General features: G+C 64.1%; 31 protein-coding genes. 11 read left to right on the forward strand and 20 right to left on the reverse strand.

The genetic code is table 11. The annotated features are described in order from the left end of the window. Positions 1-6 precede the first annotated feature (6 nt). From SCD90_RS11430 to SCD90_RS11445, 4 genes are read left to right on the forward strand one after another with little or no spacing between them, the layout of a single operon-like run. Positions 7-294 carry an aa3-type cytochrome c oxidase subunit IV gene (locus SCD90_RS11430; protein WP_319844807.1) on the forward strand — a complete coding sequence of 96 codons (288 nt, stop codon included), beginning with the start codon at positions 7-9 and terminating at the stop codon, positions 292-294. Then, positions 294-1433, forward strand: a complete 1140-nt coding sequence (locus SCD90_RS11435; RefSeq protein ID WP_319844808.1) for a Re/Si-specific NAD(P)(+) transhydrogenase subunit alpha — start codon at positions 294-296, stop codon at positions 1431-1433. Before SCD90_RS11430 ends, SCD90_RS11435 begins: the two co-directional genes overlap by 1 nt. Positions 1434-1438: 5 nt before the next feature. After that, entirely contained in the window at positions 1439-1903 is a 465-nt protein-coding gene (locus SCD90_RS11440; RefSeq protein WP_319844809.1) for a proton-translocating transhydrogenase family protein, read from the forward strand. Positions 1904-1908: 5 nt separating this feature from the next. Then, the gene (locus SCD90_RS11445; protein WP_319844810.1) at positions 1909-3303 is read left to right on the forward strand and encodes an NAD(P)(+) transhydrogenase (Re/Si-specific) subunit beta; all 1395 of its coding nucleotides are present in this window, start codon (positions 1909-1911) and stop codon (positions 3301-3303) included. Positions 3304-3501: 198 nt separating this feature from the next. On the opposite strand, the gene SCD90_RS11450 is transcribed toward SCD90_RS11445, so the two are convergent. From SCD90_RS11450 to SCD90_RS11470, 5 genes are all read right to left on the reverse strand, one after another. Beyond that, positions 3502-4368 carry a tetratricopeptide repeat protein gene (locus tag SCD90_RS11450; protein ID WP_319844811.1) on the reverse strand — a complete coding sequence of 289 codons (867 nt, stop codon included), beginning with the start codon at positions 4366-4368 and terminating at the stop codon, positions 3502-3504. A 118-nt stretch (positions 4369-4486) separates the two neighbouring features. Further along, entirely contained in the window at positions 4487-4717 is a 231-nt protein-coding gene (gene rpsU / locus SCD90_RS11455; protein WP_114958714.1) for a 30S ribosomal protein S21, read from the reverse strand. 132 nt (positions 4718-4849) lie between these two features. Continuing rightward, positions 4850-5938: a 5-(carboxyamino)imidazole ribonucleotide synthase gene (locus tag SCD90_RS11460; RefSeq protein ID WP_319844812.1), complete on the reverse strand. Its 1089-nt coding sequence runs from the start codon at positions 5936-5938 to the stop codon at positions 4850-4852. A gap of 1 nt (position 5939) precedes the next feature. Then, positions 5940-6437, reverse strand: a complete 498-nt coding sequence (gene purE / locus SCD90_RS11465; RefSeq protein WP_319844813.1) for a 5-(carboxyamino)imidazole ribonucleotide mutase — start codon at positions 6435-6437, stop codon at positions 5940-5942. Positions 6438-6525: 88 nt separating this feature from the next. Beyond that, the gene (locus tag SCD90_RS11470; RefSeq protein ID WP_319844814.1) at positions 6526-6717 is read right to left on the reverse strand and encodes a DUF3606 domain-containing protein; all 192 of its coding nucleotides are present in this window, start codon (positions 6715-6717) and stop codon (positions 6526-6528) included. A 166-nt stretch (positions 6718-6883) separates the two neighbouring features. Here SCD90_RS11470 and SCD90_RS11475 point away from each other — a divergent pair, with 166 nt between their 5' ends. After that, on the forward strand, positions 6884-7861 hold the full coding sequence (locus SCD90_RS11475; protein WP_319844815.1) for a flagellar motor protein MotA: 978 nt from the start codon (positions 6884-6886) through the stop codon (positions 7859-7861). A 3-nt stretch (positions 7862-7864) separates the two neighbouring features. After that, the gene (locus SCD90_RS11480) at positions 7865-8887 is read left to right on the forward strand and encodes a peptidoglycan -binding protein (protein WP_319844816.1); all 1023 of its coding nucleotides are present in this window, start codon (positions 7865-7867) and stop codon (positions 8885-8887) included. A 9-nt stretch (positions 8888-8896) separates the two neighbouring features. Here the strand turns inward: SCD90_RS11480 and SCD90_RS11485 are convergent, their stop codons facing one another. After that, the gene (locus SCD90_RS11485; RefSeq protein ID WP_319844817.1) at positions 8897-10696 is read right to left on the reverse strand and encodes an ABC transporter transmembrane domain-containing protein; all 1800 of its coding nucleotides are present in this window, start codon (positions 10694-10696) and stop codon (positions 8897-8899) included. 202 nt (positions 10697-10898) lie between these two features. Between SCD90_RS11485 and rpmE the strand changes: the two genes are divergently transcribed. Then, positions 10899-11126 (forward strand): 50S ribosomal protein L31, encoded by a 228-nt coding sequence (gene rpmE / locus SCD90_RS11490; RefSeq protein ID WP_319844818.1) that lies wholly within the window; start codon positions 10899-10901, stop codon positions 11124-11126. Positions 11127-11196: 70 nt separating this feature from the next. On the opposite strand, the gene rcdA is transcribed toward rpmE, so the two are convergent. Both rcdA and SCD90_RS11500 read right to left on the reverse strand, forming a co-directional pair. Then, a complete protein-coding gene (rcdA, locus tag SCD90_RS11495; RefSeq protein WP_319844819.1) occupies positions 11197-11715 on the reverse strand; it encodes a protease adaptor protein RcdA in 519 nt (172 codons plus the stop codon). A 246-nt stretch (positions 11716-11961) separates the two neighbouring features. Further along, a complete protein-coding gene (locus SCD90_RS11500) occupies positions 11962-12156 on the reverse strand; it encodes a DUF1192 domain-containing protein (protein ID WP_319844820.1) in 195 nt (64 codons plus the stop codon). Between the two features lie 191 nt (positions 12157-12347). Here SCD90_RS11500 and SCD90_RS11505 point away from each other — a divergent pair, with 191 nt between their 5' ends. Beyond that, positions 12348-13076 carry a DUF1013 domain-containing protein gene (locus SCD90_RS11505; protein WP_319844821.1) on the forward strand — a complete coding sequence of 243 codons (729 nt, stop codon included), beginning with the start codon at positions 12348-12350 and terminating at the stop codon, positions 13074-13076. Positions 13077-13100: 24 nt separating this feature from the next. Here SCD90_RS11505 and SCD90_RS11510 read toward each other — a convergent pair whose 3' ends face one another. Continuing rightward, on the reverse strand, positions 13101-13286 hold the full coding sequence (locus tag SCD90_RS11510; RefSeq protein WP_319844822.1) for a YdcH family protein: 186 nt from the start codon (positions 13284-13286) through the stop codon (positions 13101-13103). Between the two features lie 189 nt (positions 13287-13475). On the opposite strand from SCD90_RS11510, the gene SCD90_RS11515 reads away from it, so the two are divergent. Further along, positions 13476-13691 (forward strand): YdcH family protein, encoded by a 216-nt coding sequence (locus SCD90_RS11515; protein ID WP_319844823.1) that lies wholly within the window; start codon positions 13476-13478, stop codon positions 13689-13691. Between the two features lie 9 nt (positions 13692-13700). Here SCD90_RS11515 and SCD90_RS11520 read toward each other — a convergent pair whose 3' ends face one another. Genes SCD90_RS11520 through SCD90_RS11530 form a run of 3 tightly spaced genes read right to left on the reverse strand, consistent with a single transcriptional unit; the run spans position 13701 to position 16201 of the window. Next, positions 13701-14492, reverse strand: a complete 792-nt coding sequence (locus tag SCD90_RS11520) for an inositol monophosphatase family protein (protein ID WP_319844824.1) — start codon at positions 14490-14492, stop codon at positions 13701-13703. A gap of 36 nt (positions 14493-14528) precedes the next feature. Further along, the gene (locus SCD90_RS11525; protein ID WP_319844825.1) at positions 14529-15554 is read right to left on the reverse strand and encodes a tetratricopeptide repeat protein; all 1026 of its coding nucleotides are present in this window, start codon (positions 15552-15554) and stop codon (positions 14529-14531) included. Continuing rightward, a complete protein-coding gene (locus tag SCD90_RS11530; protein WP_319844826.1) occupies positions 15551-16201 on the reverse strand; it encodes a thiamine phosphate synthase in 651 nt (216 codons plus the stop codon). The genes SCD90_RS11525 and SCD90_RS11530 overlap by 4 nt, the downstream gene beginning before the upstream one ends. A gap of 166 nt (positions 16202-16367) precedes the next feature. On the opposite strand from SCD90_RS11530, the gene SCD90_RS11535 reads away from it, so the two are divergent. Next, positions 16368-17069, forward strand: coding sequence for a Crp/Fnr family transcriptional regulator (locus tag SCD90_RS11535; protein WP_319844827.1), 702 nt, complete (start codon positions 16368-16370; stop codon positions 17067-17069). Between the two features lie 542 nt (positions 17070-17611). Here SCD90_RS11535 and SCD90_RS11540 read toward each other — a convergent pair. Next, positions 17612-17806, reverse strand: a complete 195-nt coding sequence (locus SCD90_RS11540; protein WP_319844828.1) for a hypothetical protein — start codon at positions 17804-17806, stop codon at positions 17612-17614. 108 nt (positions 17807-17914) lie between these two features. On the opposite strand from SCD90_RS11540, the gene SCD90_RS11545 reads away from it, so the two are divergent. Then, positions 17915-19501, forward strand: a complete 1587-nt coding sequence (locus tag SCD90_RS11545) for an anti-phage dCTP deaminase (protein ID WP_319844829.1) — start codon at positions 17915-17917, stop codon at positions 19499-19501. 14 nt (positions 19502-19515) lie between these two features. Here the strand turns inward: SCD90_RS11545 and SCD90_RS11550 are convergent, their stop codons facing one another. The 7 genes from SCD90_RS11550 to gap form a co-directional block, all read right to left on the reverse strand. Next, positions 19516-20475, reverse strand: coding sequence for a cation diffusion facilitator family transporter (locus SCD90_RS11550; protein WP_319844830.1), 960 nt, complete (start codon positions 20473-20475; stop codon positions 19516-19518). Positions 20476-20746: 271 nt separating this feature from the next. Next, positions 20747-21424 (reverse strand): L,D-transpeptidase, encoded by a 678-nt coding sequence (locus SCD90_RS11555; RefSeq protein WP_319844831.1) that lies wholly within the window; start codon positions 21422-21424, stop codon positions 20747-20749. A 39-nt stretch (positions 21425-21463) separates the two neighbouring features. Beyond that, complete coding sequence (locus SCD90_RS11560) at positions 21464-21811, reverse strand: hypothetical protein (RefSeq protein WP_319844832.1); 348 nt, start codon at positions 21809-21811, stop codon at positions 21464-21466. A gap of 31 nt (positions 21812-21842) precedes the next feature. Continuing rightward, positions 21843-22907, reverse strand: a complete 1065-nt coding sequence (fba, locus tag SCD90_RS11565; protein WP_319844833.1) for a class II fructose-bisphosphate aldolase — start codon at positions 22905-22907, stop codon at positions 21843-21845. A 28-nt stretch (positions 22908-22935) separates the two neighbouring features. Then, entirely contained in the window at positions 22936-24138 is a 1203-nt protein-coding gene (locus SCD90_RS11570) for a phosphoglycerate kinase (RefSeq protein ID WP_319844834.1), read from the reverse strand. Further along, positions 24138-24698 (reverse strand): putative glycolipid-binding domain-containing protein, encoded by a 561-nt coding sequence (locus tag SCD90_RS11575; RefSeq protein WP_319844835.1) that lies wholly within the window; start codon positions 24696-24698, stop codon positions 24138-24140. The genes SCD90_RS11570 and SCD90_RS11575 overlap by 1 nt, the downstream gene beginning before the upstream one ends. Positions 24699-24701: 3 nt before the next feature. Beyond that, a complete protein-coding gene (gene gap / locus SCD90_RS11580) occupies positions 24702-25721 on the reverse strand; it encodes a type I glyceraldehyde-3-phosphate dehydrogenase (RefSeq protein WP_319844836.1) in 1020 nt (339 codons plus the stop codon). Positions 25722-25739: the final 18 nt, after the last annotated feature.

Consider the following 25739-nt stretch of genomic DNA (forward strand, 5'->3'; position numbering starts at 1 on the left):
ATGGGCATGGCCGAACACGGCAGGACGGAATACGCCACTGCGGCTGGCAATGACTATGCCGAGCATGAAGCGACGTACACAAACGTCATGAAGCTCACCAAGGTCGGCACGATCCTGGTGCTGACCTGGGTCGTCGGCCTCGCCATCTTCGGCACCGCCGGCAGTACTTTCTGGCTCGGCGTAAGCCTTGTTCTGTCAACCATCGCCGGCATTGTCGGTGCCGCTCGTGACAGTGCCGTTCCCGGCTCTGTCGTCCTCGTTCTCATGTTGATCGTGTGGGCTCTGCTGGTCTGATGACACTACGTATTGCCGTTCTTGCCGAGACGGACCCGAACGAGGGTCGCGTCTCCGCCACGCCCGAAACCATCAAGAAGCTCACGGGCATGGGGGCAAACGTCGCCGTCCAGGCCGGAGCCGGGCTCCGCTCGGGCCTTCGTGATGCGGATTTCGAGACCGCAGGTGCCACCGTTATCTCTTCCGCAGCTGAGGCAGTTGCCGGCGCGGACGTTGTGCTCTCGGTGCGTCGTCCGACGACCGAGCAACTGGCGGGCATCACTGCCGGCGCAGTCGTCCTCTCGATCGCCGATCCCTACGGGAACGAGGCCGAGCTCGAGAAGCTGGCCGGTACACGGGCTTCCGTCGTCGCGATGGAACTCGTGCCCCGCATCACGCGCGCCCAGGTCATGGACGTGCTGTCCTCGCAGGCGAACCTCGCCGGCTATCGCGCCGTGGTCGAGGCGGCCTCTGAGTATGGCCGCGTGTTCCCGATGATGATGACCGCCGCAGGCACTATTCCTGCTGCACGCGTCTTCGTCATGGGTGCGGGCGTCGCGGGCCTCCAGGCTATCGCCACTGCGCGGCGCCTCGGTGCCATCGTTACGGCCACTGACGTTCGGCCCGCCTCCAAGGAGCAGGTCGAATCGCTCGGCGCGAAGTTCATCGCGGTCGAGGATGAGGAGTTCAAGCAGGCCGAGACCTCCGGTGGCTACGCCAAGGAGATGTCGGCAGAATACCGCGCCAAGCAGGCGGAACTGCTGGCCAGCCACATCGCCAAGCAGGACGTGGTCATCACCACCGCCCTGATCCCCGGGCGCCCGGCGCCGAAGCTCGTCACCACCGCGATGGTGGAATCGATGAAGCGCGGCTCCGTGCTCGTCGATCTGGCCGTCGAGCGTGGCGGCAATGTCGAGGGCGCGAAGTCCAACGAGATCGTGGACCATAACGGTGTGAAGATCGTCGGCTATGGCAACATGGCCGGCCGTCTCGCCGCCAGCGCCTCCGGTCTCTATGCCAAGAACCTCCTGGCTTTCCTCGAACTCGTGATCAAGGACGGCGCCATTGCCGTAAATTGGGACGACGAGATCATCAAAGCCTCCGTCCTGACGCGCGACGGCGCGGTCGTTCACCCCAATTTCCAGTCCAAAGGGGCCTGAAATAGATGCAGCCTCAACTTCTTGCACAGGCGCTGACGCCCAGCGAGGCCGCCGCACGGGCCGCTGAAGCGGCCGATGCCGCACGCGCTGCCGCCGATGCCGCGCAGGCCTATGCCGATGTCGCAGGCGACGCGGTCGGAGCCGGCGTTCATGCGGCGACCGGCGGAGCCATCGATCCGTTCGTGTTCCGGTTCGCCATCTTCCTGCTGGCCATCTTCGTTGGATACTATGTCGTTTGGAGCGTCACCCCGGCGCTGCACACGCCGCTGATGGCCGTCACGAACGCCATCTCCTCGGTTATTGTCGTCGGCGCTCTTCTTTCTGCCGGCGTTCATCTCAGCGAAGTCGATAGCGGTCCGCTCTGGGCACGCGCGCTTGGCTTCTTCGCGCTGATCCTCGCCTCCGTGAACATTTTCGGCGGCTTCTTGGTCACGCAGCGCATGCTCGCAATGTATAAGAAGAAGGGCTGACGGGCGTGACCAATCTCGCGCAATTCCTTTATCTGGCCGCCGGTGTCCTCTTCATCCTGGCGCTCCGCGGCCTGTCCCACCCGACGACGTCGCGGCAGGGCAACATGTTCGGCATGGTCGGCATGGCAATCGCCATCGTCACCACGCTGGTCATCGCGCCCCCCGCAGACGCCATGGCGTGGGGCCTCATCATTCTCGGCATCGCCATCGGCGGCGGCGCCGGTGCGCTGATCGCCAAGCGCATCGCCATGACGGACATGCCGCAGCTCGTGGCGGCCTTCCACTCACTGGTCGGACTTGCGGCCGTGCTCGTCGCAGCCGGTGCGCTCTATGCACCTGCCGCTTTCGGCATCGGCAATCCCGGAGAGATCCATGGCAGCAGCCTCGTGGAGATGTCGCTCGGTGCAGCTATCGGCGCCATGACCTTCACCGGGTCCGTGATCGCCTTCCTCAAGCTTGACGGGCGCATGTCCGGCAAGCCGATCATCCTGCCGCAGCGCCACCTGATCAACATCGCCCTCGCGGTCGCGGTTGTGGTGCTGATCGCCGTGTTCGTGGCGACCGAGAGCCACGCCGTGTTCTGGATCATCGCCCTTCTGGCGCTGGTCATCGGCGTCACGCTGATCATCCCGATCGGTGGCGCGGACATGCCCGTCGTGGTGTCCATGCTGAACTCGTATTCGGGTTGGGCTGCTGCCGGCATTGGCTTCACGCTGGGCAACCTCGCGCTCATCATCACGGGCGCGCTGGTCGGCTCCTCGGGCGCCATCCTGTCCTACATCATGTGTAAGGCGATGAACCGCAGCTTCATCTCCGTGATCCTCGGCGGCTTCGGCGGCGAGACCGCGGCGGCTGGTGGTGTGGTCGAGACGCGCCCTGTGAAGCAGGGGTCGGCCGACGACGCGGCCTTCATCATGAAGAATGCCGAGAAGGTCATCATCGTGCCGGGTTACGGCATGGCGGTGGCGCAGGCTCAGCATGCGCTTCGTGAAATGGTGGATGAGCTCAAGAAGGAAGGCGTGGACGTCAAGTACGCGATCCATCCCGTCGCGGGACGTATGCCGGGGCACATGAACGTGCTGCTGGCGGAGGCCAACGTGCCCTACGATGACGTGTTCGAGCTTGAGGACATCAATGGCGAGTTCGCGCAGGCCGACGTGGCCTTCGTGATCGGCGCCAATGACGTGACGAACCCGGCTGCAAAGACCGACCCCACCTCGTCGATCTACGGCATGCCTATCCTCGACGTCGAGAAGGCCAAGACGGTTCTGTTCATCAAGCGCGGCATGGGCTCCGGCTATGCCGGCGTGGAGAACGAACTGTTCTTCCGCCCGAACACGATGATGCTGTTCGGGGATGCCAAGAAGATCACGGACCAGGTCCTCAAGGCTCTGGCCTGATCCCACCATTCGTTCTTAAGAAAGGGCGCCGCAAGGCGCCCTTTTTCGTGCGCGGGCCCGGCGATCGGTAGATCAGGCGAGAGTCGTGTCCCGGCGGGCGCCTGAGCATTCCCATCCACACCAACCTCGTTGGGTCGTGCTGAAAAAGAAAAGCCGCCCAGATGGGCGGCTTTCTCATTCCTGGCAGTGGGCACGCGGTCAGTTGGTCAGGCTGTAGCTGACACCGGCCTGACCGCCGACACGGCTGAAGGCGCTTCGAGCTCTCTCATCACGAGGAGAGACCTGCACCGCGCGGGCATAGGCCGCGCGCGCATTGTTCTGGTCGTTCAACTGCTCATAAGCCTGCCCGCGCGTGAACCAGGCTTCGGCGTTGCTCGGCGCTGTCGCGAGGGCCGTGTTGAGATCCTCGAGCGCCGCTTTCGGATCATTGGTCGCAAGATAGCTGACGGCCCGAGCAATGTGTGGAGGTGGGGCGGAGGCGTCTATCGCGATTGCGCGGGTAAAGTCCTCGATGGCCGGTCCATGCTGGTTCTGTGCCTGCTGAACCAGTCCACGGTTATGATAGGCCTGTGCGCTCTGGCGATCGATCTCCAGCGCGCGCTGATAGTCGTTCATCGCCTGCTGGAACCGACCGGCCTGCCGGTAGACATTGCCACGGCCGATATATGCCTGGGCTGAGCCGGGATTGACGCTCATGGCGCGCTCGTAGTCTGCGATGGCCAACTGGTCCTGTTTCAACGCATGCTGGGCAAGGGCACGGTTGGTGTAGGCACGATCGAAACCCGGATCGAGCTGGATCGCGGTGGTAAAGTCAGCGATCGCTTCTTTGTATTTGCCGGAACGGGCGAGCGCAGAGCCGCGTGTGTTATAGGCCTCCGCGTTCTGCGGATTGCTCTGCACAGCCGCGGTCAGCGAGGCGACATCTGTCTGGGCGCTCGCCGCGGCTTCTGCGTCGATGGTGCCTGTGACGGCACGAGATCCTGCACCGCAGCCCGCCAACAAGATGGCGCATCCAGAAACAGCCAAGGCCTGCCGCAAAGCGCTGCGCGAACCGGAATCCAGCATATTGTGTGTTCCCCTTGTCCTACATTGTGCCTTCATTGCGGCAGCATGAGGACGTGAACGAGAAAAGCGCCCACGGCGAGCCGGGGCGCTTCTGCACGATCTTGCTTGCCTGCTGGGATCAGCGGGCAGCAGGCTTCTTCATCGGGATGAGACCCTCGCGCTGCGCGCGCTTGCGAGCCAGCTTGCGTGCACGGCGCACGGCTTCAGCCTTTTCGCGGGCCTTCTTCTCCGAAGGCTTCTCATAATGACCACGCAACTTCATCTCACGGAAGATGCCCTCACGCTGCATCTTCTTCTTCAGCGCTTTAAGCGCCTGGTCGACGTTGTTGTCGCGAACGAGAACCTGCACGGGCGGCCACTTTCCTTGATCTGTTCCGGTATGGGCAAGGACCGCGCGCAAGCGCCGATGCAGCCAATTGCCTGATTGAGGTGTGCGTCTACCAGACGAGTCGCGCTTTGTCCATCTTGGCGGAACTGGTTTTCAGTTGCCCGGGAGGAGCCGGTTGACGTGTCCCATCTTCCGCCCGGGTCGCGCTTCCGCTTTGCCATATAGGTGCAGGCGGGCGCCCGGTTCGGCGGCAAGACTGCTCCAAGCGGACACGTCGTCTCCAATGAGGTTTGTCATCTGGGTGCGCGCCAAGCGCTGCGTGGACCCCAGGGGCCAACCGGCAACCGCTCGAATGTGCTGCTCGAACTGGCTCGTCTCCGCGCCGTCCTGCGTCCAGTGACCGGAGTTGTGAACCCGTGGCGCAATCTCGTTGATAAGCAGTCGTTCGCGCCCGCCATCCTCCACGACGAACATCTCGACGCCGATCACGCCGACATAGCCGAGGGCGTCGGCGATGCTTCGTGCCATAGCCTGAGCTTCGACGCAGGCCTCTGAGGAGAGGTTGGCGGGAACAGTCGAGGTGTTCAGGATGTGGTTCGCATGGCGGTTTTCCGTCACGTCGTAAGCCGCAAATGCGCCGTCCTGACCGCGTGCGGCCACCACGGAAATCTCTCGGACGAAGGGCACGAAAGCTTCCAGCACGCTCGGCTGCCGGTTCACGGCGTCAAGTGCGTTCTCCAGAAGCACGTCGTCTCTCAGCGTGATCTGACCCTTTCCGTCATAGCCGAAGCGGCGCGTCTTGAGGACGGACGGGCGGCCGAGCCGCTGCACCGCGGCTGAGAGGTCGCCGCGGCCGTCCACGGCGGCAAAATCGGCAAGGGGAAGTCCAAGTTGCCGGAGAAAGTTCTTCTCCTCCAGCCTGTCCTGCGCGACCTGCAGCGCGCGGGCGCCGGGGAAAAGCGGCCTGTGAGACGCCAGGACCTCGGCGGTCCGGCTCGGCACGTTCTCGAATTCATAGGTGACGACGTCGACGTCGCGCGCGAACCGCGCGAGGGCATCCTCATCCTCGTAGGCGGCTTGAACATGGGCAGCCGACACCGCAAAGGCGGGGCTGCCCCCGTCGGGGCAATAGACATGGACCCGGAACCCCAGACGTGCGGCGTCGAGCGCCAGCATGCGCCCGAGCTGTCCGCCACCAACGATACCGATGGTGGCACCCGGCGGAAGCGGTTGATGCGACATTTCAGGCCTCGGCTATGGGGGCTTCCGCGATCGCGGTGGTCTGGCGGTCACGCCACGCGTCAAGGCGGATCGCGAGTTCTGGATCGTTCAGGGCAAGGATGGCTGCTGCCATCAGCGCCGCGTTGACGGCTCCGGCACGACCGATTGCAAGCGTGCCCACCGGAATTCCCGCCGGCATCTGCACGATGGAGAGCAGGCTGTCCATCCCGGACAACGCCTTGCTTTCCACCGGGACGCCGAGAACGGGCAGGGGTGTCATCGACGCCGTCATACCCGGCAGATGGGCCGCTCCACCGGCGCCGGCGATGATGACCTTGAAGCCATCGCCGCGGGCACCTCTCGCGAAGCTGTACAGCCGCTCCGGTGTGCGATGAGCGGACACGATGCGGGCGTCATGACCGACACCGAGCGCTTCCAGCGTCTCGGCGGCATGCTGCATGATGGACCAGTCTGACTGGCTGCCCATGATGATGGCGACAGGGCGCCCCTGATCCGCCATGCGGAGATTCCTTCGTCTGCCCCTGAAAAGAGCGGCGGACTATATGGAGGGTGCCACCGCGCGGCAAGGTAGCAACGATCGGGCTGTCCTAATGCTTCGCCCTGACCTTCTCCGCGGCTTTCTCGAGATCATCGCGCTGGTTGCCGACCTTGTGGATGAGGTCGACGGTTTCGTCTTGGGCTATGTCGTTCTTCTCAGCGAAGTATCGGACCTCGTAATCCTCATTCGCCGCCACGCGGCCGCGATCCTGTTGCCCCTTCTTGGTCTTGTCGTCCGACATGCCGGCCTCCTGGGTTGGTTCCTGCAGGTTGAATCCATCAGTGTGCCACTTGTTCCGACCTGCGAAGGCACGCACCGGGCAAGTGCATGACGTGGGCGGGCATTGCTCGTTTCTTTGCGTCTCTCGGTCCGTTAAGGTCGCGCCGCAAAGAGGGAAGCTCGCCCCCATGTCCGTTGCCGAATTCGATCCCTACAAGCTGTCTTCGCCACGGATCTTCCTGCTCAGGATGGTGGTGTTCTTGCTGCTCGTGGCGTTTGTCGGGCTCATGCTGCACAAGCAGATCGCGAAGGCCTTCATGGCCAATCCCGGTCTTAACGGCCTGATCTTCTGCGTTCTGTTCATCGGCATCGCGCTCTCCTTCCGCCAGGTCGTGCGGCTTTTTCCCGAAGTCCGGTGGGTAAATGATTTCCGGGTGTCGGATCCCGGCCTTGCCTTGCGCGATGCGCCGGTCCTGCTGGCGCCGATGGCGTCACTGCTCGGCAATCGTCTCGGCCGCGCCTCCATATCCACGATGACGCTGCGGTCCATCCTCGATTCGCTCGGCAATCGTCTCGACGAAGCCAGAGATATCGGCCGCTACCTTACGGGCCTCCTCGTGTTCCTCGGCCTGCTCGGGACGTTCTGGGGCCTGCTGGAGACCGTCTCGTCCGTTGGCGGCGTCATCGGCGGCCTGCAGGTGCAGGGCGGCGGCGATTCGGGCATGATCTTCGAGGATCTCAAGCGCGGCTTGAGCCAGCCTTTGTCCGGCATGGGCATCGCGTTCTCGTCCTCGCTTTTCGGCCTCGCAGGTTCGCTGGTTCTCGGCTTCCTGGATCTGCAGGCGGGGCAGGCACAGAACCGGTTCTACAATGAACTGGAAGACTGGCTGTCCGGCACGGTTGCGGATGCCCACATCGGCAGCGACGATGAAAACCTGGCGGGCGGCAACACCGACGTCGCGGCGGCGCTCGACCGGCTCAACCAGATGCTCGCGAGCAATGGCGGCGGAGCAGGTGTCGGGCGTCTGACCGACGGCGTGCAGGGCCTGATCCACCACCTTCGCGCCGAGCAGGCTCTCATTAGGGAATGGATGGAGCGCCAAACGGCGCAGACCGAGGATTTGAAGCGCCTCTTCAACGACCATCGCACCGATCGCATGGGCTGACCGATGGCAAGGCGCCGGGGGCGGGAACGCCAGATCGACTACTGGCCGGGCTTTGTCGACGCGCTGTCGACTTTGCTCATGGCCATCATCTTCCTATTGTCCGTCTTCGTGGTGGCGCAATTCGTGCTGTCACAGCAGGTGTCGAGCAAGGACACCGCGCTGGAGCAACTGAACGCACAACTGGCCGAGCTGACGCAGTTCCTGGCTCTCGAACGGTCTTCCAAGCGCTCGCTTCAGGATGAGCTTACCTCGTTGCAATCAAGCCTTGCCGGCGTGGAGGCAGAGCGCGACCAGTTGCGAGGCGCGGCAAGTGCCGGTGCAGGGCAGGCGGCGGAGGCTGGCGGCCGTGTTCAGGCGCTCGGTGACGAGCTTGGCCAGCAGAAAGAGATCTCAAGTCGCGCCTTGGCGCAGGTGGAACTTTTGAACCAGCAGATCGGCGCCCTTCGACGCCAGATCGGTGCGCTCGAAGAGGCGCTGGAGGCATCGGAATCGCGCGGTCGAGAGAGCCAGGCCAGGATCGCCGACCTCGGATCCCGGTTGAATGTCGCGCTCGCTCAAAGGGTGCAGGAACTTGCGCGCTATCGTTCTGATTTCTTCGGGCGACTGCGGGAGATCCTCGCCAACCGGCCGGAGATTAGGGTCGTTGGCGACCGTTTCGTCTTCCAGTCGGAGGTGTTCTTCGAAGGCGGGTCTGCGCTTGTATCGGCTTCTGGGATCGAGCAATTGGGCAAGCTCGCTGACGCCTTGCTCGAATTGACGCGCGAGATACCCTCGGACATCAACTGGGTCCTGCGCGTGGACGGCCACACGGACAAGCGCCCCCAGCGGTCGGCGCTTTACCCGTCGAACTGGGAGCTGTCCTCGGCACGCGCCATCGAGGTGGTTAAATACCTGGTGTCCCGTGGTGTGCCTCCGCAGAGACTCGTGGCCGCCGGCTTCGGCGAACACCAGCCGCTCGACCCTGCGGACAGCGACGAGGCATACGCCCGCAATCGGCGCATCGAGTTGAAGCTGACGGAGCGTTGAACGCCGTGTTCAGCGCAGGGCCGTGCTCGGATCGCTGAACTGCAGGCTCGCAAGCCGCGCGTAGAGACCGCCACGAGCAATCAACTCGGCATGTGTGCCGATTTCCACCACGCGGCCCTCATCCATGACGAGGATCCGATCGGCTCTCAGCACCGTCGCCAGCCGATGGGCGACAACCAGCGTTGTCCGGCCCTTCATGAGATCTGCGAGCGCGTTCTGTACGAGGGACTCGCTCTCCGCGTCGAGCGCGGATGTTGCTTCATCGAGAAGCAGGATGGGAGCGTTTCTCAGGATGGCCCTTGCAATGGCGATGCGTTGTTTCTGTCCGCCAGAAAGCGTCACGCCACGTTCCCCGATCGAGGTCTCATAACCTTCAGGAAGCGCGCGGATGAACCCGTCGGCGGCGGCGCTTAGGGCAGCTGCCTCGATCTGGGCGTCCGATGCATCCGGCTTTCCGAAGCGGATGTTGTCCCGTGCCGTGCCGGCGAAGATAACCGAATCCTGGGGAACGAGCGCGATGCGGCTCCGCAGATCGCTTAAGCTCGCTTGAGCTATGTCGACGCCGTCGATCGTCACGAACCCCGATTGCGGGTCGTAGAAGCGCAGCAGGAGGTGGATCAGGGTTGATTTGCCGGCTCCCGAAGGGCCGACAACGGCAATCGTTTCACCAGCTGCGATCTCGATGCTGAGATCTTTGAGGACGGGTAAGTCGGGTCGTGCGGGGTAGGCGAAATCGATGTGCTCGAACCTGATCTGGCCCCGTGGCGGCTTCGGCAGTACGCGCGGCGAAGGCACTTCGACCACCGCAGAAGGTACGTGCAGAAGTTCGTCCAGCCGCTCTGCCGCACCCGCCGCCTGCGAGATGTCGCTCCAGACCTGCGAGATTTCACCAAGTGCCCCGGCCGCGAAGACCGCGTAGAGCACGAACTGGCCGAGAAGGCCGGCGCTCATCCTTCCAAACAGAACGTCTGTTGCGCCCCACCAAAGCACGGCGACAACGCTGCCGAACACGAGGAAGATGACGACGGCTGTCAGAAGTGCTCGCGTCGCTGTTGCTGACCGCGCGCCATCATAGGCCCGCTCGACGGCATGTGAGAAGCCGGCCTTCAGCGCGGGTTCGGCATTGAAGGCCTGGACCGTACGCATTGCGCCGAGCGATTCCGCAGCCATCGCAGATGCGTCGGCGAGCGTGTCTTGCGCCTTGCGTGATTTCTGACGAACCGAGCGTCCGAACGCGACGAGCGGAAGGACGATGAAGGGAATTGCCACGAGAACCAGCGCGGACAGGCGAGGCGAGGTCACCACCATCATGATGCTGGCGCCGGCGAAGAGGAAGAGGTTGCGCAGTGCCAGAGATGCGGACGAACCGAACGTTGCCTTGATCAGCGTTGTGTCGGCCGTAAGCCTCGACACCAGCTCACCCGCACGTGACTGGTCATAGAAGCTGGCGGACAGCCCCGTCAGATGTGCGAAGACGGCGTTCCTGATATCGGCCACCACGCGTTCGCCGAGCGTCATGACCAGGTAGAAGCGGGAGGCGCTGGCAAGTGCCAGGAAGGCCGCCACAGCCAGCATCGTCGCGAAATACCAATCCACCATCTCGCGTTCTTCAGAGCTGAACCCGAAGTCGATGATCCGGCGCAGTGCCAGTGGCACGATCAAGGTTGCCGCGGATGCCGCAAGCAGCGCCAAAAACGCCAGCGCGATACGGCCCTTGTAAGGAGCGGCGAACGGAAGCAGCGCACGCAGGGGCCCCAGCCGTCTGGTGGACGCTGCCGCGTTTGAAGATGTGGAGCGAGGTTTTCTCATGGGTGCCTTGGTGGCGGGACCATGCAGCCGATGCGGCCGTGTGGGCAAGTTCGCCGTGCTGGAATTTCTGCGGCGTATTGCCTGTTTCCGGAGCGTGGCCGACGATGCTTGCGCCCGATCCGGGCCTGCGCTATAGGGGCGCCTTCCTGTTTCTCGAACATCGAGGGCGTGCGGCGCCGCGCGCCCATGCCGTGAGGCGAGTATGAAGTCCGACATCCATCCCGACTACCACTTCGTCAAGGTCGTGATGACCGATGGCACCGAGTACCTGACCCGTTCGACCTACGGCAAAGAGGGCGACACCCTTCAGCTAGACATCGATCCCAAGACGCATCCGGCGTGGACCGGTGGACAGCAGCAGCTTCTTGACCGCGCCGGCCGCGTGTCCAAGTTTGCCGCGCGGTTCGGATCCATCGGCAAGCGCACATAGGCTGCATTCAGAATCGAAAAAGCCCCGCTTGAGCGGGGCTTTTTTTCGTCATCACCGGCTCGGAACTGTTTTATGCGCTGATGGCGAAAGCCGTTCGCAGAAGTGCCAGTTGATTGGCGATCGGGTTGTCGAGGTCCTTTGCCCCAGAGAGGAAGTGGCTCTCCAGAAGCACCACGCGCTGCTGTAATCTCTCGGTGCGCCCCACCAACTCCTGCAGGCGGTCGGGCAGCGTGAGGAAAGTGTCGGCGGGCACGGTCGAGCGGGCCCCGTTCAGCTTAACTTTCTGCTTTTCCTGTTCCGCCTGCTGCGGGTTCATCTCGCCATCGTTCGCAGCACGCTGGATGAGGAGCCAGGACGCAATCTGCATCAAGCGCGTGGTGAGCCTCATGCTCTCCGTTGCGTAGGCAAGGGCGCTCGTCCTCGAAAGGTGCCGGCTTTCGTCGCGGCCATCGCCATCCAGGTAGGCTGCAGTCTCTTCGACCAGCGCCATCCCCTCGCGGAAAAGCTCACGAAACGAATCAGACGTAAGCAGCTTGTCGCTGAAGCGCACGAACCGCCCGTCCTGCAGGCCCTCGGAGAGCTGTTCCATGACGTGATAAATCCGTTGAAGGCACTGGGTATGAACCGAGGCGTGATGCGGGTCCACACTGGCTTCAAGCGTCATGAAGTGGAAGAGCAAAGTTAACGAATGGTTAACGCCTGCTGCGTGTCCCGGCGCAAAAAGAAGCCGCCTTGTCGGCGGCTCCGAGTCCAGGGAGACGTCAGAACGAGCGAGGCTGAGGCGCCGCTCCAGTCAGGAGAAGCTTCTTAATAGCCCGTAAAGGTTTCTGAACGGTTAACGGAGCTTCCCGAAGATGCCGGCGGCTGCGTCCAGATGGGCCACCTTGGCTGCACGTGCCTTGTTCAGGCGTTCGATCTCGACTTGCAAGGCTGTGACGCGATGATCCAACTCTGCGACTGAAAGGGCGGAAAGATCCTCTCCAATCTGGAAACCAGGCCTGCGGTGCTGCGCATCCTCTTCAGCGTTCATCACGAAAACTCCTGGCTGCAAGGCCATCGAGGTAGCCCAAAGCAACCAACGCGCAGCGTAAGGAAAGGATCACGCAGGGTGTCAGATCCGGTTTGCTTCGAGGAGGACGAACACCTATATTCCCGCCATTCCGGTCATCGTTGATGAACGACTGCTCCGCCCCTCCGGGCGAAGCTCAAAGGAGATATGTCATGGCGAATGCGCCGCTGATGCCGAAGGCAACTGCCGTCTGGCTCGTGGACAACACATCGCTGTCTTTCGCCCAGATCGCGGAGTTCTGCCATCTGCATGAGCTGGAGGTGAAGGCGATTGCCGACGGCGACGCCGCGCAGGGCATTCGCGGAATCGACCCCATCTCGAATGGCCAGCTGACCCGTGACGAGGTGGAGAAGGGCGAGGCGAATGCGTCGTACCGCCTGAGGCTCATCGAATCGAAGGTGAAGCTTCCCGAGGTCAAGCGCCGGGCGGGCCCGCGGTACACGCCGGTGTCGCGCCGTCATGACCGGCCGAATGCCATTCTCTGGCTGATCCGGAACCATTCGGAGCTCAAGGACGCGCAGATCATGCGTCTGGTGGGAACCACCAAGACCACCATCCAGTCCATCCGGGACCGGACGCACTGGAACACGTCGTCATTGTCGCCGCTCGATCCCGTGACGCTTGGCCTGTGCTCGCAGATGGACCTCGATCTCGAGGTCAATAAGGCTGCCCGGAACGCGCCGCCGCGGCCAGAGACAGCGGAAGAGGGGCAGAGCCTGCTGCCGACGGAGGTTACCACGGCCGGCCAGAGCGAGCCGTTCGCCGACTTCGGACGCCGGGAAACCCGTCCCCAGGAAGAGGCGATCGACGTCGACTCCGTGTTCGCGAAGCTCAAGAACCTGCCGCGTGAAGACGATGCAGATGACGAGGAGGAGCGCTAAGCCGCTCCTCCTCCAACATGCACTCTAGTGCAGGGTATGCTCGATCTCCGGCTGCAGCTTGGTGATCTGATCCTTGATCTTGAGTTTGCGTCGTTTCAGCTCAGCGATGCGCACTTCATCGACATTTGGGTGGGAAAGCTCGGCTTCGATCTGGCGCTCCAAATCCTCTTTCTTGGATACGAGCGACGTTAGATGCGAAGAAATCGACATTCCATTCCTCCTTGTGTCTCTACGACAGCAGGATGACACCGCAGCCGTAGTATGTCGATTCCAACCGAGGAATTTGGCGGGGGTAGGGCGAGCTCCCTCCTTGAAGAGCGGGGGTGTGCGGGCGTATCGTCTCGCGGTCTTCCGCTCAGCGGTTGGCGGTTCAGAGGCACGGGCGGGGCCACAGCCGGGATGGTTGTTCAGGACAATGAGGAAGACGCCGCGCTGCAGGCGGAGCTGGCGCGGCTCGAGGAAGAGCATCGCGACCTCGACACGGCCATCGAGGCGCTCGAACGGCTCGTGGCCTGTGACCGGCTGCAGCTTCAGCGGCTCAAGAAGCGCAAGCTGGCCCTGAAGGACCGCATCTCACATCTCGAAGACACGTTGACGCCGGACCTGATCGCCTGAGAGGTGCGCTCAGCGCACCTTCTTCAGCGTGTCGGCCAGCCAGCGATGTGACGCTTCATTGCCGCAGACAACGTGGCCCTTCGTCAGCATGTCGTCTCGGCCATCGAGGTCGGACGCGTAACCGCCTGCTTCGCGAATGAGCAGCAGGCCTGCGGCCATGTCCCAGGCTTTGAGATCACGCTCCCAGAATCCGTCGAGACGGCCCGCTGCCACCCAGGCGAGATCGAGCGAGGCCGCGCCCGCTCGACGTATGCCCGCGACCTGACCCTGCACGGCGCGCAGTTCGCGGCCGAACAGTTCGTGGTCGCCCTTGCCGCGATGCGGAACGCCGGTGCCGATCACGCAATCCACGATGTTCTTGCGGCCCGACACGCGCAGGCGCCTGTCGTTGAGGAAGGCGCCGTTGCCGCGCTCGGCGGTGAACAGCTCGTCGGCCACCGGATTGTAGACCACCGCCGCCACCAGCGAACCGTTGCGCTCCAGCGCCACCGAGATCGCGAAATGCGGGATGCCGTGCAGGAAGTTGGTGGTGCCGTCGATGGGGTCGATGATGAAGCGCTGCGACGGGTCGCGGCCTTCGATCTCGCCGCCTTCCTCCAGCAGGAAGCCGATGTCCGGGCGTGCGCGCGCGAGTTCCTGGCGCAGCGTGTCCTCGGCGCGGCGGTCCGCGATGCTGACGAAGTCGGACGGTCCCTTGATCGACACCTGAAGCTGCTCGACCTCGTTGAAGTCGCGCCGCATGGCTCGCCCGGCCTTGGAGCAGGCCTGGACCATGATGTTCATCAACGGGGAACGGGGCATGACGCCTCAGAGACGGAGGAAAAAGGGGGAGGGCGGTTACTGCCCGCCCGCGGGCGGAGCGTCAAGGCCCGCGGTGCCGGCACGGGCGCTCTCGCCGCGCAGGGCAGCCGCGCGCCCCTCGGCCTTGACGGTCTCGTCTTCCGTCATGCCGGCAAGCACGTCGTCCAGATAGCGGTCCTTTGCGCCCTTCTCGCGGGCTATCATGTACCAGGCAGCGGCGCGGATGCGGTCGGCTTCCACGCCACGGCCGGCGGCGTAGAGACGGGCCACCCGCGTCTGGGCGATGACATTGCCGCGCAGCGCGGATTCCAGGAACAGTACCGCCGCGCGCTCCTCGTTCTTCGGCACGCCGTCGCCGTTGAAGACGGAGATGGCGAACTCCACGGCAGCGTCGCCATGGCCGGCGGCGGCGGCGAGACCGAGCAGGCGCGCTCCCTCCACGCGGTCCTCCGCCACGCCCTGGCCCTCGCGCAGCATGGTGGCGTAGGCGTATTGCGCGTCCGCGTTGCCGGCTTCGGCTGCGACGCGAAAATCTTCGGCCGCCTTCTTGGGATCCCGGGGGCGGGACTCACCCTGCATATGGATCAGGCCCATATTGTAGCGCGCCAGAGGATCGCCGCGCCCGGCGGCCTTCTCGAACAAATCGGCCGCGCCCTTGGTGTCTTTCGCCGTCCCGTCGCCCTCAAGCTTCAGGAGCGCCAGCGACACCATGGCGTTGGTGTCACCTGCCGCAGCGGCCTTGCCGTACCATTCGGCGGCCTGCGCCGTGTCGCGCCTGGTGCCGAAGCCGTTCTCGTGGAGCAGGCCGATCAGGGTCATCGCGGAGGCGGCGTCGCGGTTTTCCCGGACGCGGCGCTGCGCGAACTCCATGGCGGTGACATAGGCGCCGCGCTGGTAGGCGGCATAGGCCGCGTCTCCCGTGCCGCCATCCTCCACCGGAGGTGGCGCGGGCAGCAGCGGCATGTCTTCCTTGGCGATGGGCGGCAGGCTTGGCCCCTGCGAAAAGGCCGCGCCGCAGAGCAGCGGGACCAGCAGGGCCGCGGCGACGGCGCGCCCGATCAAACCGCTTCTCCGAGGGCCAGGGCGTCCACTGCGCCCGAGACGGCGGCACCCGGTCCTTCGTCATGGGTCCAGACCCACGGGCCGAGCGCCACGAACTCCGCGCCGGTGGCGGCGATGCGGGAGACGGCGTCCGGTGCGGCCGCATAGCCGACGCAGGGGATGACGAAGACCTCCGCCCACCAGGCGAGGCGGTCCAGCAGCGCATCCAGCGGCGGGGCCTCGCCGCCCTTGCCGGGATCTCCGAACAGCACGTAATCGGCCCCGATCTCGCCAACCGACATCGCGGTGTCGCGGGTGCGGAGCCCGCCGACGCCGACGATCTTTTCCGGCCGGAACCGCTCGGTGGCCTCCACGGCCTGCTTTTCACCCAGCGCGTGGATGCCGTCCGCACCGGACTTGCCGACCAGGTCGGGCGCGCCTTCGACGAGGACGGCGGCGCCACGCTCTTGCGCCAGCTCGACCAGCGGCTTCAGCACTTTCAGCAGCCCGCGCTCGTCGCCGCCCGGCTCGACGCGCAGAACGACCGCCGAGATCTCGGCGGCTTCGAGTGCGGCAGCCAGTGCCCCCTCGAAGTCGGCGTCCGGCTGGAGCACGGGGCTGATGAGCATGAGGCGGGCGGCATCGCCCTTCTGGGAGGTCTTCGACATGCCCGCGTCTTAGCAGGCGCCGGTGGCAAAATGTAGATGGCGCGCGCGGTGGCGGCGCCGACGGCGCGGTCATCGGCTGTTGCAATAATGTACGGAACCGTCCGTAGTCGCCTCCATCCGCGTGATCTATGCGGACATCTGCTTTGCACGAAGGATTCACCCAGCAGTGGCCACCAGCCAGAACCGTGTTCTCGCAGCGCTTTCGGACGAGGATCTTGGCGCGCTCCGGCCGTTTCTCGAAGAGGTCGCTCTTCCCCATGCGATGATCCTCGAACGTGCCGGACAGGTGATCGAGCACGTCTATTTTCCGCTGACCGGGCTGGCCTCCACCCTGGCCGTCAACGTCAATGGCGAGCGCTCGGAAGTCAGCCTGTACGGGCGGGACGGCATGACCGGCAGCTCCGTCATCAACGGCACCGACCGCTCCCTGCTGGAGACCACGATGCAGATCCCCGGACATGGGCTGCGCGTGGAACGTGGCAGGCTGCAGGGGCTGATGCGCGAGCATCGCTCCATGCACGACCTGTTCCTGCTGTTCAACGAGGCGCGGGTCGCGCAGATGTCGCAGACCGCTTTGTCGAACGCCCGCCACAGCATCGAGGAGCGGCTGGCCCGCTGGCTGCTGATGAGCCACGACCGCGTGGAGGGCGACGAGCTTCCGCTGACGCATGAATTCCTGGCCATCATGCTGGGCGTGCGGCGCGCCGGTGTCACCACGGCGCTGCACATACTGGAAGGCCAGCACCTGATCCGCTCCACGCGCGGCCTCGTCACCGTGCGCGACCGCGACGGGCTGAAGGCGACGGCGGATGCGGCCTATGGCGCGCCGGAGGCGGAATATCTTCGCCTGATGGGGCGGCCGATCTAGGCCCGCCGGCTGCGCGCCGGGCGCGGCGCTGCGGCTGTTCCGGACTGCGGATGCGCGGAAGCGCTCCGTGGACAGAGTTCATGTTTCGGCCACTGATCCTTGTGGCCACGTTCCCAATATCGAACCCCTGAGGGGCGCGCGGGACGCCGGGAGATTGGCCGCTCCCGCGGCGGTCTGGCTCGGTAGGGTAGTGGTTGAGAGCCAGGCCAGTTGTTCAGTCACCGTGGGAAAGCCCGTCTCGGGGCGTCCCGCGCGCGGTGTGCTTGGCTTGCTGTGCCGGACCCCCAGAGGATTAACTTGCTACCCTCTGCTGTGATCCCCCTGCCGTTCTGGGGCGTTGGCACACCCCGTACGAACGGCCGCCAAGTGGATCGAGACGGACGTCCTCGCCGCCAGGAACCGACACCTTGGGCCTCCGGCTTGGGTTGCGAACCCAACACCGGCCACCGCACCCTCGATCCGCATGGTCGACGCCTCTAGATGCGCCCCTCACGACCGGGAGTGACGGGTGTGTAGCATGCGAATAGGAATATTGTCAATGCTCAGGATACAGAAAACCGCCCCTCTACAAAGCGACGAGTGGGCGCAGGCTCATGTGCAGAGTTGAACTGGCGCAGCTTCTCGTCATCTACGACGAACCTCATACCCAGCAACTCTGCGGATTGCTTGATGGCTGCAACCAAGAAAGGATCCCGCTCTGACTGTCGGCGCTCGCCGTTGTCATCTTGTTGGTTCATTCGCGACCTCCTTGATTCTCTGCCAATTGAATGAACCATGGACAACTGAGTTCCGCCAAATCAACCTTTCGCCAATTGCGGAACTAATTCGATCAGAGGTTCACGAGCGTGATAGCAGCGGCCGAAAATTCTCCCGAGCTTGTTTTCGGCACTGCTGGTCCAATCGGCGTCGACATGGACTTAATTTGCAGAGTGATTGCGGAGTGTCTTTCCGACATCGCTTACTCGGCATACGAGGTAAAGCTCACGTCTGCGATGCAGGGCTATGGCGATGGTGCTCTCAAGCAGGGCGACAGTAAGAGCGACGAATTCATCGCGAAAATGGACTACGCAAACGCCATCAGAAAGAAGCGCGGACCTGATGCTTTAGCTCGCATCGCTGTCGGCGCAATCGCCGATGCCCGACAGAAAGCAAACGTCGAGTCGCGCACCCGTCGGAAATTCGATGAAGACGTTCCCGCCGCTGAGATCCCGAGACTACGACAAACCCCCATGTGTCGAGTGGCATATATCGTGCGTCAGCTCAAACATCCAAGCGAGGTCGACCTCCTTAGAAAAGTTTACGGCAAGCAGTTCATTCTCATTTCTGCATACTCATCAGAGGAGAGCCGACGCAAATTCTTGATTGATGTTATCAAAAGAAGTTCCTCCACGCAGCTTTCTGCCTCTGAGATCGAGAGTAAGGTAATTCACCTGATCGAGAGAGACGCGAGTGAGATCGGGGAGAAACTGGGACAGCAACTCCGAGACACGTTTCACCTCGCAGATTTGTTTATAGATGGATCTTCTCAGGAGAAGATGAAGAGGGGGGTATCTAGATTTATTCAAGCTTTCTTTGGCAGAACAAGCATCACACCCAACAAAGACGAATACGGTATGTATGCGGCGAAATATTCTTCTCTTCGTTCAGGAGATCTATCACGCCAAGTGGGAGCAGCTATCTTCTCTAAAGACGGAGAATTGATAACCCAAGGCTGCAATGAGGCCCCTAAAGCTGGCGGAGGCACATACTGGGACGGAGAAACACCAGACAACCGAGACGTAATGAAGGGATTCGATCCGAATGAACGACAGAAGAAAGAAGTCTTGAGGGATCTAGTGGAGCGTCTTCGGCGATCTAACTTTCTCACCGATGATATCCTGAAAGAAGGTAGCGACATAGCAATAGTCGATAAGCTCACAGGTAAGGCACCAAAAGGATCGCAAGAACAAGATGGTGCACTTGCGAATTCGTGGATAATGGATCTTACAGAGTACGGCAGAGTTGTGCACGCGGAGATGTGCGCGTTGTGCGATGCTGCAAGACTAGGGCGTTCACTGCGCAAAGCGACACTATTCTGTACAACTTTTCCTTGTCATAACTGCACAAAGCACCTCATTGCTGCGGGCATTGATCGTGTCGTTTACATGGAGCCTTATCCTAAGAGCAGAGCGAAAGAGCTGCATGAAGACGAAATTGAGCTGGAGGCAGAGACTGACGCCGACAAGGTTTCCTTCGTTCCGTTCCTGGGTATATCGCCGTTGAGGTATCGAGATGTATTTCAAAAGGGACGCCGCAAGTCCGATGAAGGTGCTGCGAATGTATGGATCGAGAGGAATGTGCCGTCTGCGATGGTTGAAGTGAGCCCTCTTGCGTCAATAGCCAACGAGACATGGGCTCTCGTGCCACTCGTCGGTAAAGTAGAGGCAGATTAGCGTCTGTAGACCTTCTATACGTCAGCCGTCGAAGGCAATATAGCCGCGGCTCGCTCGCTCCAAGCACCTGCCGCCTGCGGCTTCACGAACAGCGCCGTCACCCGCGGATAGGCCTCACGCACTGCGTTCTCCAGCCGCGTCACGCAGGCTTCGATCTGCGGGGCGGTGGTGTGGTCTTCGAATTCGGCGCTGAGATGGGCGATGATCTGGTCCGGGCCGAGATGGACGGTGATGATGCCGTTGGCGCTCCGCACCGCCGGGTCCGCCTGCGCGATGCGCAGTATCCCGGCCTGCACCTCGGGTGAGGCGGATTCGCCGATGAGGAGGCCCTTCGTTTCGCGCGCCAGCACCACCGCCGTGGCGGCGAGGACGAGGCCGATGCCGACCGAGGCGACGCCGTCCAGCTCCGGGATGCCGAAGGTGTGGCCGAGCCAGATTCCGAGAAAGGCGATGGCGAGGCCGGCGAGCGCCGCGCTGTCTTCCAGCAGCACCGTGAAGGTGGTGGGGTCCTTGCTGCGGCGCACCGCCTCCACATAGCCGAGGCGGCCCTTCTGGCTGCGGAACTCCCTGAAGGCGACGGTCCAGCTATAGCCCTCGAACAGGATGGAGAGGCCGAGCACCACATAGTTGATGAGCGGGTTGGTGACCGGCTCCGGCTCCATGATGTGCTTCACGCCCTCGTAGATCGACACGCCCGCGCCGAGCGCGAAGACGAGAAGGGCGACGATGAAGGTCCAGAAATACAGCTCGCGGCCATGGCCGAGCGGGTGGCCGGCATCGGCGGGTCGCGAGGCGCGGTGCAGGCCGTAGAGCAGCAGGCCCTCATTGCCCGTGTCCACCAGCGAATGCACGCCCTCGCTGATCATGGCCGAGCTGCCGGTGAAGAAGGCGGCGACGAACTTGGTGACGGCGATGAGCAGATTGCCGGCCAGCGCGGCGTAGATGACCTTCTTCGAGCCCTGATGCGCGGCCATGCGGTGTGTTCCCTGCCGTGGGGGTGCGGTGGGGGAACGGAGGGGATGCGCCGGGGTTCCGCAGGGTGCGGGATGGGGCGGACCGTGGCGCGGGTGGGGGCCTGCTCTTGCAGTGCATCCACTCCGCGCGTCCCGGCGCAGGCCGGGACCTATACGCTCGGATTTCACGGTTTCGCGCGGGTGCTGTCGATGCCTCGTTCAGCCTGTCAGCCGCACGGGGTATGGGTCCCGGCCTTCGCCGGGACGCCGGATGCGGGGTTGGTGCCTTTGGCTAGACGCCTGCCGCCGAGGGCAGCACCACGACGCGCGTGCCGAGCGGGGTGCGGGCATACAGGTCTATGACGTCCTGGTTGACCAGCCGCACGCAGCCCGAGGACACATTGCTGCCGATGGAGCGCGGCTCATTGGTGCCGTGCAGCCGGTAGAGCGTGTCGCGGCCGTTCTGGAACAGATAGAGCGCGCGGGCGCCGAGCGGGTTTTGCAGGCCGGACTCCATGCCCTTGCGGTAGGGCTCGAGCTCCGGCTGGCGGGCGATCATTTCCGCCGGCGGGGTCCAGCGCGGCCATTCGCGCTTCATGTTGATGAGGGCGGTGCCGTTCCAGGCGAAGCCCTCGCGGCCCACGCCGATGCCGTAGCGCATGGCGCTGCCGCCCGCCTGGACGAGGTAGAGGTACTTCGCGCCGGGATCGACCACGATGGTGCCGGGCGGTTCGCTGGTGGAATAGGCCACCTCCTGGCGCAGGAATTCCGGACGGATGGCGCCGGCGGGGACACCCGGCACGGGATAGGGCTCGGAGGTGACGGGGCCGTAGCCCTCGATGTCACGCACGGGGAGGGCGGCTGCGGGCTTCGGCGCCGGGGCGGTGGTCTGCTGGCAGGCGGCGAGCGAACCGGCAAGGCCGGCAAGGAACAGGCGGCGCGTGAGGACGCGCCCGGTGGTGAGGGTCATGATGAAACTCCGGGAAAAGACGGGGACTGACGGGGAGCGTCAGGCCGTTCTCGGAGGACGGAACGGGGTGCCGGAGATGCGCGCGGGCGGGGTGGCGTCGTCCACCAGGCGCAGGCGGATGGGCGTTTCCGCGCGGGCCGGGCAGCGCAGGGGCGCGGTCTCGGTGAGGCCCGGCTTGGTGACGACGGAATTGGGGCAGGCGGCGCCCCAGGTGTCGGGCGCCGGATCGCCATTGTCCGCGGCCAGCATGACGCCCACGACATGATTGCCGGTGACGAGGCCGCGCTGGAGGCCGACGGCGGACACGAGCAGGAGGAGCGACAGCACGCAGACGGACGCAACGAGCGCCCGCCAGCCTGGAAGTTCCTGTGCCCTGCCGGTGTTCATGCCGGCATGCTAGCCGATCGCGCGCCGCGCGTCAGCTGAACTTGGGGTCCAGTTCGCCGGAGGCGTAGCGCTTGGCCATTTCGCCGAGCGGGATAACCTTGATCTTCGACGCGTTGCCGGCGGTGCCGAACTGCTCCAGCCGCTCGCCGACCAGCTTGGCCATCGCGTCCGATGCGGGCTTCAGGTATTTGCGCGGATCGAACTCGCTGGGGTTCTCGGCAAACACCTTCCGGATGGCGCCGGTCATGGCCATGCGGTTGTCGGTGTCGATGTTGACCTTGCGCACGCCGTGCTTGATGCCGCGCTGGATCTCCTCCACCGGCACGCCCCAGGTGGGCTTCATCTCGCCGCCGTAGCGGTTGATGATCTCCTGCAGGTCCTCCGGCACCGACGACGAACCGTGCATGACGAGGTGGACGTTGGGCAGGCGGCGGTGGATCTCCTCGATCACGTTCATCGCCAGCACTTCGCCGTCCGGCTTGCGGGAGAACTTGTAGGCGCCGTGCGAGGTGCCCATGGCGACGGCCAGCGCGTCGACCTTCGTGTCCTTCACGAACTGGACGGCCTGATCGGGATCGGTCAGCAGTTGGTCGTGGCTCAGCACGCCCTCGAAGCCGTGGCCGTCCTCCTTCTCGCCCTCGCCAGATTCCAGCGAGCCGAGCACGCCGATCTCGCCCTCCACCGAGCAGCCGGCCCAGTGCGCCATGTCCGCGACGCGGCGGGTGATGCCGGCATTGTAGTCGTAGTCCGCAGGCGTCTTGCCGTCGGCTTCGAGCGAGCCGTCCATCATCACCGAGGTGAAGCCGTACTGGATGGCGGTGGCGCAGGTGGCTTCGTTGTTGCCGTGGTCGAGATGCATGCAGATCGGGATCTCGGGATAGATCTCGACCAGCGCGTCGATCATCTTGGCCAGCATGATGTCGTTGGCGTAGGAGCGCGCGCCGCGCGAGGCCTGGATGATGACCGGCGCGTCGAGCCTTTTGGCGGCGGCGCCGATGGCCAGCGCCTGCTCCATATTGTTGATGTTGAAGGCCGGCACGCCGTAGCCGTGCTCGGCGGCGTGGTCGAGAAGCTGCCTGAGCGTGATGCGAGCCATGTGTCGAGCCTCTTGAGGTGCGTGCGGATCAGTTGGACGAACGGAGCGCCTCGACGCCCGGAAGGCTCTTGCCCTCCAGCCATTCGAGGAAGGCGCCGCCCGCCGTGGAGATATAGGAGAAGTCTTCGGCCACGCCGGCATGGTTGAGCGCGGCCACGGTGTCGCCTCCGCCGGCGACGGAGAGCAGGCGGCCGGCCTTCGTGAGCTCGGCGGCCTTGCGGGCCACGGCGACGGTGGCGGCGTCGAAGGGCTCCATCTCGAAGGCGCCGAACGGGCCGTTCCAGACGAGCGTCTTGACGGTTTCGAGCAGCGAGGACACCTCCTCCACGCTCTTCGGGCCGGCGTCGAGGATCATCTCGTCGTCCGCGACCTCCGCCACGCCGACGGTGCGGTTCGTGGCATGGGCGCGGAATTCCTTGGCGACGACGGCATCGACGGGCGGCACGATACGGCAGCCGGCGCTTTCGGCGGTGGCGATGATGTCCTGCGCGGTGTCGAGCAGGTCATGCTCGCACAGCGACTTGCCGACCGCGTGGCCCTGCGCGGCGAGGAAGGTGTTGGCCATGCCGCCGCCGATGATCAGCATGTCGACCTTGCCGACGAGGTTCGACAGCAGGTCTATCTTGGTGGAGACCTTTGCGCCGCCGACAACCGCCGCGACGGGGCGCTCAGGCTTTGCCAGCGCCTTGGTGAGGGCCTCCAGCTCCTTCTCCATGGAGCGGCCCGCATAGGCCGGCAGCACATGGGCGAGGCCGGTGACGGAGGCGCTGTCGCGATGGGCGACGGAGAACGCGTCGTTGACGAAGAGATCGCCGAGGCGGGCGAGCTGCGCCACGAACTCGGAATCGTTCTTCTCCTCGCCGGCGTGGAAGCGCAGGTTTTCCAGCAGCAGCACGTCGCCGTTGGCGAGCGTATTGGCGGCGGCTTCCGCCTTCTCGCCCACGCAGTCGTCGCAGAAGGCGGCCTTGGTGCCGAGCGCCGCGATGAGCGCGGGGAAGACCGGCTTCAGGCTCTGGCTGTCATCCCGCTTGCCCTTGGGGCGGCCGAAATGGGCCATCAGGATGGCCTTGCCGCCGCGCGAGACGATGTCACGGATGGTGGGCAGGGAGGCCTGGATGCGGGTGTCGTCCGTGACCTGGCCGTTCTCCATGGGGAGATTGTAGTCGACGCGAACGAGGACGCGCTTTCCGGTGAGGTCGCCAGCATCGTCGAGGGTGCGGAAATCGGCCATCAGAGCATCCGGGTGAACAGGGGTGGATAGTCGGTCACGAGACCGTCGGCGTCCACCGCGATCTCGGCGGAAAAGCTGCGATCGGCGGCTTCGTACAGGAAGCGGCGGCCGCGCTCGATGCAGGTGTAGACCTGCGCGTCCACGCTCGGCACGAAGCTGTCGAACGGGATGTAGAGCATCCGGAACTCGGCACGTTCGCCCTGCTCCCACGCGTGGCGCATGATGGGCAGCGTGTTGGTGAAAGGCGTGCCGGCGAGATCGACATCCACGCAGCCGTCGAGATGGGCGAGGTGTTCGCCCACACCGTTCGACCAGTGGCCTGCGCCGTCCGAGAGCAAGTGTAGGCCTTGGCCTTCGGCGGTGCCGATGGCGACCTCGCGGGTGCGCCATTCGGCATCGAGATCAACGCGGTAGAACACGCCATAGGGCGTGCCGCCGCGCTCGCCGATGACGGTGCCGCGCGCGACCACCCGGCCTTCGCCGGGCGTCAACGTGACGTGGTCGAGCCCCGTTCCCTCAAGGCTACGCCAGCGGGCAGTGAGGCTGCGGGTCAGCGCCATGGCTCAGAGGAACTTGCCCATGGCCACGGCCGTATCGGCCATGCGGTTCGAGAAGCCCCATTCATTGTCGTACCAGGACAGGACGCGCACGAAGGTGCCTTCCATGACCTTGGTCTGGTCCAGAGCGAAGGAGGAGGAGGCCGGGTTGTGGTTGAAGTCCGAGGAGACGAGCTTGTCGTCCACCACGTCCAGCACGCCCTTGAGCTGCTGGCCGGCGGCGCGCTTGATGGCCTCGTTGACCTCCTCGACCGTGGTCTCGCGCTTGGCGACGAACTTGAAGTCGATAACCGAGACGTTCGGCGTCGGCACGCGGATGGAGGTGCCGTCCAGCTTACCCTTCAGCTCGGGCAGCACAACGCCGACGGCCTTGGCCGCGCCGGTCGAGGTCGGGATCATGCTGAGAGCCGCCGCGCGGGCGCGGTAGAGGTCCTTGTGCATGGTGTCGAGCGTCGGCTGGTCGCCGGTGTAGGAGTGGATCGTCGTCATGAAGCCCTTCTCGATGCCGATTGCGTCGTTGAGGACCTTGGCGACCGGAGCCAGGCAATTGGTGGTGCAGGACGCGTTGGAGACGATGACGTCTTCCGCCGTCAGCGTGTCGTGGTTGACGCCGTAGACAACCGTCTTCTCGCCCTTGGGCGCATCGGCCAGAGGAGCCGAGATCAGGACGCGCTTTGCGCCGGCATCGATGTGGGCCTGCGCCTTGGCGGGCGAGGTGAAGATGCCCGTGCATTCCATGACGATGTCGATGTCGAGCTCCTTGTGGGGAAGCTCGGCCGGGTTCTTCACCGCCGTGACCTTGATGTCGCCGTGGCCGGCAACGCTGATGACGTCGCCGTTCACGGTGACCGCGGCCGGGAACTTGCCGTGGATCGAGTCGTAGCGCAGCAGGTGGGCGTTGGTTTCCACCGGGCCGAGATCGTTGATCGCGACGATCTTGATGTCGTCGCGACCCGACTCGACGATGGCGCGGAGGACGAGGCGGCCAATGCGCCCGAAGCCGTTGATCGCTACCCGAACCGCCATCTCGATGTTCCTCCTGAA

Origin of the sequence: Terrihabitans rhizophilus (assembly GCF_033898525.1) — a bacterium.
Taxonomy (GTDB): domain Bacteria; phylum Pseudomonadota; class Alphaproteobacteria; order Rhizobiales; family Methylopilaceae; genus Flaviflagellibacter; species Flaviflagellibacter rhizophilus.